The 8599-nt window shown below is 72.1% G+C and carries 7 protein-coding genes; 5 read left to right on the forward strand and 2 right to left on the reverse strand.

Translation table 11 applies throughout. The annotated features are described in order from the left end of the window. Positions 1–517, forward strand: a 517-nt coding sequence (locus NBZ85_RS23255; protein ID WP_261559095.1) for a SpoIIE family protein phosphatase, incomplete at its 5' end; no start/stop codon positions are given. Positions 518–565: 48 nt separating this feature from the next. Further along, positions 566–1270, forward strand: a complete 705-nt coding sequence (locus NBZ85_RS23260; protein WP_261559097.1) for a DUF4230 domain-containing protein — start codon at positions 566–568, stop codon at positions 1268–1270. Between the two features lie 69 nt (positions 1271–1339). Here NBZ85_RS23260 and NBZ85_RS23265 read toward each other — a convergent pair whose 3' ends face one another. Next, positions 1340–4174 carry a non-ribosomal peptide synthetase gene (locus NBZ85_RS23265; protein WP_261559102.1) on the reverse strand — a complete coding sequence of 945 codons (2835 nt, stop codon included), beginning with the start codon at positions 4172–4174 and terminating at the stop codon, positions 1340–1342. A 1014-nt stretch (positions 4175–5188) separates the two neighbouring features. Between NBZ85_RS23265 and NBZ85_RS23270 the strand changes: the two genes are divergently transcribed. Further along, on the forward strand, positions 5189–5776 hold the full coding sequence (locus NBZ85_RS23270) for an Hsp20/alpha crystallin family protein (RefSeq protein ID WP_261559112.1): 588 nt from the start codon (positions 5189–5191) through the stop codon (positions 5774–5776). An 89-nt stretch (positions 5777–5865) separates the two neighbouring features. Here the strand turns inward: NBZ85_RS23270 and NBZ85_RS23275 are convergent, their stop codons facing one another. After that, positions 5866–6759 carry an exodeoxyribonuclease III gene (locus tag NBZ85_RS23275; RefSeq protein ID WP_261559104.1) on the reverse strand — a complete coding sequence of 298 codons (894 nt, stop codon included), beginning with the start codon at positions 6757–6759 and terminating at the stop codon, positions 5866–5868. Positions 6760–6819: 60 nt separating this feature from the next. Between NBZ85_RS23275 and NBZ85_RS23280 the strand changes: the two genes are divergently transcribed. Together NBZ85_RS23280 and NBZ85_RS23285 are read left to right on the forward strand one after the other, a co-directional pair. After that, entirely contained in the window at positions 6820–7587 is a 768-nt protein-coding gene (locus NBZ85_RS23280; protein ID WP_261559113.1) for a RibD family protein, read from the forward strand. Between the two features lie 84 nt (positions 7588–7671). Continuing rightward, positions 7672–8541: a DUF1206 domain-containing protein gene (locus NBZ85_RS23285; RefSeq protein ID WP_372517780.1), complete on the forward strand. Its 870-nt coding sequence runs from the start codon at positions 7672–7674 to the stop codon at positions 8539–8541. Positions 8542–8599: the final 58 nt, after the last annotated feature.

Consider the following 8599-nt stretch of genomic DNA (forward strand, 5'->3'; position numbering starts at 1 on the left):
CGTCCTTCCCCGCCCCGCCGAGCCGCCCGCCGGTGACGTGGCGGCGAACGCCGGCGCGGTCGGGAGTTCTCAGCCGCCGGCCACCGTCAGCGCGATCGTGGGACCGGCGGCCGGCGCGCGCCGGCCGCCGACGAGCCCGGGGGCCGCGCCGAAGGGGGACGGCCGGCTCGCCGCCGCCCAGATCGTGCGGCTGCCCCCGACGGGCCCGCTGATGTCGGGCCTGCTCGCCGCGCCTGGCGCGTGGGAGACTCGGACGCTGCACCTCGAACCGGGCGATGTGGTCATCGCGTACACGGACGGACTGGTCGAGGCGCGTGACCCCGCCGGGCACCAGTTCGGCACGCACCGGCTGATCGCGGAGATCCTGCGCGACCCCGGCCGCACCCCGATGGCCCTGCTCGACGACGCCTTCGATGCCGTGCGCGAGCATGCACCGGGCCGGCAGGGCGACGACCGGACCGCGATCCTGCTGGCTCGGACCAGCGAGCCGGCGGCGCCCGCCGACGAGTGGTCATAACGCCGACAATCGGCGTGGTTACCGGGGTTTTCGGGTACATCACCGACCATGAACGACGAGCCCGGCACGGACCGGCCCACCCGCTCGAACCGGACCCTGCGCTCCCTGCCGTCCCGCTTCAGCCCGCTGCGGCTGATCGCCACCATCCTGCTCGCCGTGCTCGTCGTCGGCCTGATCGCGGTGGTGGCCGGGTGGCGGCCCAGCCTCAACCCGTTCAAGGAGCGGACGATCGACCGCAGCTCCCCGGCGGTGCTGCGCTCGCTGGAGGACCTCAGCGCATACCACGCCGCCGGCGCCCACTTCGAGGTCGTCGTCGATCTTGAGGACGACACCAAGTGGATTCCGGCGGCACTGAAGGGTGAGCGCACGCTGTTCGTGGGGGTCGGCACGGTCGACTCGACGGTCGACTTCGGCCACCTCGACGCCGATGCCGTCACCGTCTCGCCGGACCGCCGTTCGGTGACCATCGAGCTGCCCAACCCGACCCTGTCCACGCCGGTGCTGGATCTCGAACACAGCTACGTGGTCGCTCGCCAGCGCGGCGCGCTGGACAGGGTCGGCGGCCTGCTCGGCGGGGTCAGCAGCGACAAGGCGCTGTACCAGAAGGCCTCGTCGAAGATGACCGACGCAGCCCGGACCGACGGCCAGGTCACCGAGCTGGGCAAGAAGAACACGACCGCCATGCTGCGCGGTCTGCTGGGGGCGCTGGGCTTCACCGACGTCCGGGTGACCTATGCCGCTGACCGCCGCTGACGGGTGGCCTCCCGGCACCGCCTCGATCGCCGGGCGGTGCCGGGGAACACCGTCATCCCCGGCTGGGGCTCAGCGCCGAGCCGCCTGCTCGGCCACCACCCGGTCGATCTCCGTCTGGAAATGCTCGGAGATCTTGATGATGTGTGGCTCCCGAAGCAGATAGAAATGTTCACAAGGAACATAGTGGGTGTCGTGGCTGCCGGTGAGGAAGGCCGACCAGGCATCCTCCGAGTCCGGATTTTCGGCCGATCGGTAAACGAGGGTCCGGCCGGCCCAGGGCTGCGGCCGGTAGAACCTTTCGAGTAGCCGGCCGTGATTGAAGAAGACGTCAAACTGCTCGGGTCCGCCGAACTGCACCACACCGGTCAGCGGAATCTGTACCATTTTCTTGAGTGTCGCCATGCTGGTGAAGTTCGTCCGCTGTTCCGGCAGGAGCCGCTGGGTGAAGCGGGCCAACCGGTGGCGGTAGTTGCGGGCATGCTCCTGCGCGCCACCAGCCGCCGCCGGGGTGCCGGCGCCGTTCCCGGGCCCCCCCGAGCTCGGGGGGCCTGCGGCCGGCGCCGCGTCGTCGTCCCCGGGTGTGATCCGCAGGGAGGAGGGCAGGTAGGTGTCCATGATCGACAGGAGGCCGACCTCGTCACCGGCCGCCGCGAGCTGCTGGGCGATCTCCATCGCGATCAGACCGCCGAGGGAGTGCCCGGCCAACAGGTAGGGGCCCCGCGGCGCGATGATCCGGATGATCTCCAGGTGGCGGCGAGCGGTCTTCTCCACGCTCCAGTCCGGGAAGCCGCGCCGTTCCAGGCCGTGCGCCTGGAAGGCGTAGACCGGCTGCTCGTCGCCGAGCCGGCGGGCCAACGAGTGGAAACCGAGCGCGAGCGCGCCGGCTCCGGCGAAGCAGAACAGCGGCGGGCGCGAGCCGGTGCTGCGCAGCGGCACGACGGTCGGATGGCGGGGGCCGGCCTGCTGGGCCAGCGAGACCATCCGGGCGAACGCGCCGAGCGTGGGGGAGTCGATCAGCGTCGACGAGGGCAGGGAGACTCCGAGCTTCTCGTTGACCTGGGTGAGCAGCTCGTTTGCGGCCAGCGAGTCGCCGCCGAGCTCCATGAAGTCGTCCTCGATCCCCACCTCCTCCAGATCCAGGACCCGGGTCCAGATGTCGGCGACGACGATCTCCCACTGGCTTCGCGGCCGGGCGGACCCGGCGGGCGCCGCGGGCGGGGGCGGCAGGGCGCCGCGGTCGACCTTGCCGCGTTCGTTGCGGGGCAGCTCCGCCAGCGCCACGATCGTCGTGGGCACCATCCAGACCGGCAGCCGCTCGCGCAGCGCCCGGCGGATGCGCACCGGGGACAGCGTGTTGCCGTTCACCGCCGGGACGACGTAGGCGACCAGGCGGTTCTGCGTCCCGGTGGTGACCGCGGTGACCACCGCCTCGGCGATCTCCGGGGAGTTCAGCAGGGCCGCCTCGACCTCGCTCGGCTCCACCAGGTATCCGCGGATCTTCACCGCGGCGTCGCGCCGGCCGAGCAGCACCACCGTGCCGTCGGGCTCGAACCGGCCGAGATCGCCGGTGCGGCAGGTGGTCCGGCCGTCCGGGCGCGGGGTGAACTTCTCCGCTGTCAGCTCCGGGCTGCCCCAGTAGCCCGCGGACAGGTACGCCGAGGTCACCTCGACGTCGCCCGACTCGCCGGGCCCGGCGATCGTGCCGTCCTCGCGGCGGAACACCACCTCCTTGCCTCGCGCGGGCAGCCCCGCGGGGACCGTGCCCGCGGGCAGCGGCGCGTGCGGCGGAATCTCGAAGAAGCCCAGCGAGGCGATCTCGGAGGCCCCCGACCAGTTCACGTAGGTGCAGGAGGCGGGCACGTGCGGGCGCAGCGCGGCGATGTCGCGGCCGTAGGCGGCCTCGCCGCAGGTGGTGACGATCCGCAGGTCGGCGAGGACCTCGTCCGGTTCGAGGGAGCCGAGCAGCGCCCGCAGCAGCGACGGCGTGGTCTGCAACGCCGTCAGGTGCTGGGCGATGATCCAGTCGGCGAGGCCGCGCAGCCCCGCCGCCCGGGGGTCGTAGGCATAGAGGCCCGCGCCGTTGAGCAGGCCGAACACGACCACGGTGATCCCCGCTGCGAACGAGTACGGCAGCGCCAGCGCCAGCCGGTCGCCGGGCGCGAAGCCGAGCCGCTCCGCTCCGGCGTAGGCATCGCACAGGAACGTGCCGTGCGTCCACACCACGCCCTTGGGCGTGCCGGTGGAGCCGGAGGTGAACACGACGCAGGCCGGATCGGTGAGCTGCGGCTCGGGCCACCAGACCGCGTCGGACCCGTTGGCGGCGATCCACTCGGCGCCGTCACTCGCCGCGGCCGCCAGGTCAAGCACCAGCCGGGGACCGTCGCTGGCCAGCAGGTCGAGCAGCGGCTTCGGGTCGACCGCCGCGGTGGCCACCTGGGACTCCACCGGCTGCAGGCCCACCGTGGACCGGGCCACGGAGCCGTCGGCCAGGTCGGTGATCAGCGCGGTGCAGCCGGCCTGGCGGATGATCTGAGCCATCCGCTCGGCCGGCACCATCGGGTCGAGCGGGACGACCGGCCGGCCGGTCTTCATCGCCGCCAGCACCCCGAGCAGCCCGGGGACCCCGTGCGGAAGTAGCGTCGCCACCGGGCCGTCCTCGGTCGCGTCGAGCCGCCCGAGCACGGCCACCGCGATGTCGTCCGTGCGGCGATCGGTCTCGGCGAACGTCATCGTGACGCCCGGAGACACCAGCGCCGGGGTGTTCGGCAGTCGGGCGGCGACCTCGCGAAACCGGCTGACCACCGAGGCCGGCAGATCATCGAAGTCCAACGCGGGGAAGGAGACGTCACTTCCGGGCGCCACGACCGCCAGAGCCGCGTGCCGATCGCTCTCGTTCAATGCCACTCCTTCGTCCACTGTGCTGCCGGCGCCATACGTCCGTGACGGATGACCCTCGACCACGTGCTCTCGCCGATCGTCGGATCGTCAGACGCGCGACCGGGCGGTCCGCCGGAAACGCCCCGAAGGTCCGCCGCCGCCGCGGCGACGAACGGGCGGGGCTGTCGGCGGGATGTCACTCGACGGGAGTGGGTCGTTCTGGGCGACCCGCCAAGGAAACACGTGCGGCACTGCAACCGTTCGCTCGAGGTACACGAACAGCCTCCCCAGCATGCAGTCCGATATAGCGTGGGACTTTATACCACGATGGTGTGGCTTACTTGCCGTCACCCCTCGTAACCTTGACGGAAGTGTCGGTTTACCCGCTCGTAATCGGGATCGACGTTTCTCCACTGCGTAGGGATTTGCTGGTGTTGCCGGGTATTCCGGCAGTGGCGCGAACCGGTCACCCGGGGTTGATCTGCGGTCTTCGGGCATTCTCCCCGATGGGCGCGTCACAGTCCCGGCGCCGCCGGATCGGGACGCGGCGGCCCAGGCGGTCGGCGTGTTCCGTGAATCCGCCCGCCTGCCCGGCCGTCGGTAGCGGTCGGTAGTCGTCGGTGGATGCTCCGGTGCGCCCAGCCCGGATGCGTGGGTTGTTCCGGGTACGCAGGCCGCACCGGTGCTCCCTCGCCTCGCCGCCCCCGCCCGGGGGAGTGCCGAGCACTTCTCGGGCAGCCCGAACAGGCCGCCCCCCGCGCCGCGGCGGCGGGGTTCGGGGTACCCCTGCGGGTGCGTGGGGAGGGGCTCTCCCCTGTCGCCACGGTCGAGGGAGTACGGCTCCGATGTTGCCTACGTCACCCTGGACCAAAAGTGTTGCTCACACTTGCATCCCAAAGGTTGAGCGGCCTAGACTCATGAACTGTGAACGACGGGCAGGCTTTCACTGGAGGCTCGACGGCGAAGGATCGCTGGAGGGCGCTTCGGAGTGGCCCAGCCCGCCGCGACACCCAAAGATTGATCAAGATGAGGGAGGCCCTTGTGAGCACCTACCTGTGGGACCCGTTCGCGGCGCTGGGGCGGATGGACCGGGAGTTCGACGAGATCGTTCGGCGTGCATGGGGCACGCGGCGCCCGGCGCTCACCGGCCGCTCCCAGAGCGTGGAGTTCGCTGTTCCCTCGGCCGACGTCGTCACCGAGGGCGAGGATGTGCTGATCAACCTCGAGCTGCCCGGCGTCGACGTGGAGCACGACGTGGTCGTGGAGATCGACCGCGGTCGGCTGGTCGTCCGCGGCAAGCGCGGTGGGCGGCGCGAGCAGGAGCGCGCCGGTCGCGTCCACCGCGAGCGCTGGTCCGGTAGCTTCCGCCGGGAGTTCCAGCTCCCCGAGCGGGTCGACGCCTCGCGGATCTCCGCGGGCTACGAGCGGGGCGTGCTGACCGTCCGGCTCGCCGGTGCGGCTGCCGAGCCGAAGACGACCCGCATCGCGGTCACCGCCGTGAACAGCGACCACGAGCCGGCCAGGGTCGCACCGGCGCAGTCGAGCGAGTCCCCGGCCATCTCGGAGCAGCCCGCGGCGGCGCAGCCCCGGGACATCCGGCACGAGTCCGCGAGCACGCCGGCCGAGTGACGGCCCGTCCGGGGTGCGAGTCCCTCCGCAGCCCGGATGCGCCGCGGCGTCGGGCCCGGGCGGATGTCGTCCCGAGCCCGACGCCGGCGTCAGCGGCGGCGCGGCGACTCGCCGGCGGACGACGACCGCCCGCCGCCCGGGCGGCCTGCCGAGCCGCGGCTCGACGGCGGCGGCACCATCGGGCCCACGTCGCCGTCCGGGGCGGTGTCCAGGTCGACGATGACGGGTGCGTGGTCGCTGGTGCCGGTGCCCTTGCGGGCCGCCCGGTCCACCCACACGGCGCGTACCCGGCCCGCCACGTCGGCGGAGGTCAGCGCCAGGTCGATGCGTACGCCGAAGTTCTTCGGGAAGCAGAGCTGGCGGTAGTCCCAGTAGGTGTAGACGACCGCGTCGGGCCAGCGGGCGCGCAGGACGTCGACGAGACCGGCTCCGGTGAGCTCCCCGAGCGCGGCGCGCTCGGCCGGTGTGACATGCGTGGCGCCCGCGAACTCCGCCACGTCCCACACGTCTGCATCCGTCGGAGCGATGTTGAAGTCGCCCAGGGTCATCAGCGGGCCCCGGGCCGCCTCCGCGGCGACGACGTCGCGCAACGCGGCCAGCCAGGACAGCTTGTACGCGAAGTGCGGGTCGTCGACGGCGCGCCCGTTCGGCACGTACAACGACCAGATCCGGATGCCATCGCAGGTCGCGGCGATCGCGCGGGGCTCGGGGCCGGGGAAGCCGGGACCGCCCGGCAGCCCCCGCACGACGTCGTCGAGGCTGCCCCGCGACAGGATCGCCACGCCGTTCCACCGGCCGTTGCCGTGATGGGCTACCCGGTAGCCGCGCCGGAACAGGTCCTCGTCGAACAGCTCGAGGAAAGCATCGTCCGACAGCTTCGTCTCCTGCAGGCACACCACGTCCGGTTCGGCGCGGTCCAGCCACTCGATCAGCCGGGCCTGCCTGGCCTTCGCGGAGTTGATGTTCCACGTCGCGATCCGCACACCTGCTCACGGTAGTCCCGCACCGTGACGGCCCCGCGGGCCGCTCCCGCTCTGCGTGTAATGCTGCTGTACGTGGACGGCGAGCACACGGCGGTGGGCCGCCCCTACGTCATCTGCAGCTGCGCGATGTCGCTGGACGGCCGGATCGATGACGGCTCCGACGCGCGGCTGATTCTGTCCAGCCCGGCGGATCTTGACCGGGTCGACGAGGTGCGCGCCGGCTGCGACGCGATCCTCGTCGGTGCCGAGACCGTGCGCCGGGACAACCCCCGCCTCGCCGTGCGCGCCGAGCATCGCCGGGCCGCCCGGGTCGCCACCGGCCTGCCGCCGACGCCGGTCAAGGTGGTGCTCTCCGGCAGCGGCGACCTCGATCCGCGCTCCCGCGTGTTCGGCACCGACCCGGTCGAGACCCTCGTCTACCGGGGCGCCGGCAGCGCAGCGCCACCGCCGTCCTGGTCCGGCGACTCCGTTGCCGGGGGGCGGGTGAGCGTCGTCGACCTGCCCGGCCCGCCGCCGGCGACCGTCGGTGATCTGCCTGGTCGGCCGCTGGTGGGCGTCGCCGCCGTGCTTGCCGACCTCGACCGCCGGGGCGTGCGCCGCCTGCTGGTCGAGGGGGGAACCTCGGTGCACACCGCCTTCCTCACCGCCGGCCTCGTCGACGAGCTGCACCTCGCTGTCGCCCCGTTCTTCGTCGGCGAGCCCGACGCGCCGACGTTCGTCGGCCCCGGGGCGTTCCCGCAGGACGTCCACTCCCCGCTGCGGCTGGCCGAGGTCCGACAACTCGACAATGTCGTGCTGCTTCGGTACCTGGCACAGATGGTGACCTAAACGCCCCGTCCGGTTTTGTGCGCGCCGTCCCGGGCATCGTTCCATCCGGATCAACCGATCCCATGGTCCGAGGGAGTGATCACTGTGTCGGTGCAGACCGGCGGCCGGCTGCGGCACGCCGTCGACAACGGCGGCGGGGTTGGGGGCCAGGCGAAAGGCGCGGCGCGGCAGGCCCGCCACAGTCGGACCGTCGACATCGCCGCCCGCATCGGGCTCGCCGGGCGGGGCCTGATCTACGTCCTCATCGGGGTTCTCGCCGTCCAGGTCGCCTTCGGACTCAGTAACGCCCAGACCAACCGCAACGGCGCCCTCGGCGAGATCAGGGACAAGCCGTTCGGATCCGCGGTCCTCGTCATCCTGGTCATCGGTTTCCTCGGCTACGCGGCCTGGCGGCTGCTCGAGGCCGCGGTCGGTGTCCAGGACGAGACCGACGAGAAGAAGCGGACCGCGAAGCGCGTGGTCTCCGCGGCGCGCGGCGTCATCTACCTGGCGATCGCCGGCAGCACGATCAGTTTCCTCGTCTCGGGCGGCGGCGGGTCCGGCGAGCCGGCGCCCTGGACGGCGCGGGTCATGCGCAACGACGCCGGTCGGGTGCTCGTGGGGATCGTCGGCCTCGTGGTCGTCGGGATCGGCATCGGAATGATCATCCGTGGGGCGAAGCGGAAGTTCGAGGAGAAGCTGAAGATCGGGCAGATGGGCACCCTCGCCCGTAAGATCGCCAAGCCCGCGGGTCTCGTCGGGTACATCGTGCGCGGCGTCGTGTTCGGGCTGGCCGGGGTGTTCGTGACCAAGGCGGCGATCGAGTTCGACCCGAGTGAGGCCAAGGGCCTGGACGGCACGCTGAAGACCCTCGCCGGGCAGGCGTACGGCCAGTGGCTGCTGACGCTGTGCGCCATCGGCCTGGCGCTGTTCGGCATCTACTCGTTCTTCGAGGCCCGCTACCGCAAGCTCTGACCGGCGGCGGTCCGCACGACGGCGGCCCCGATCGATGCCCGCGGGCATCGATCGGGGC

The sequence above is a fragment of the Frankia tisae genome (assembly GCF_025403405.1).
GTDB lineage: Bacteria > Actinomycetota > Actinomycetes > Frankiales > Frankiaceae > Frankia > Frankia tisai.

Coding starts and splice junctions, on each gene's coding strand:
- NBZ85_RS23260 (WP_261559097.1), top strand. CDS start 566: ATGAACGACGAGCCCGGCACGGACCGGCCCACCCGCTCGAACCGGACC.
- NBZ85_RS23280 (WP_261559113.1), top strand. CDS start 6,820: ATGCTGCTGTACGTGGACGGCGAGCACACGGCGGTGGGCCGCCCCTAC.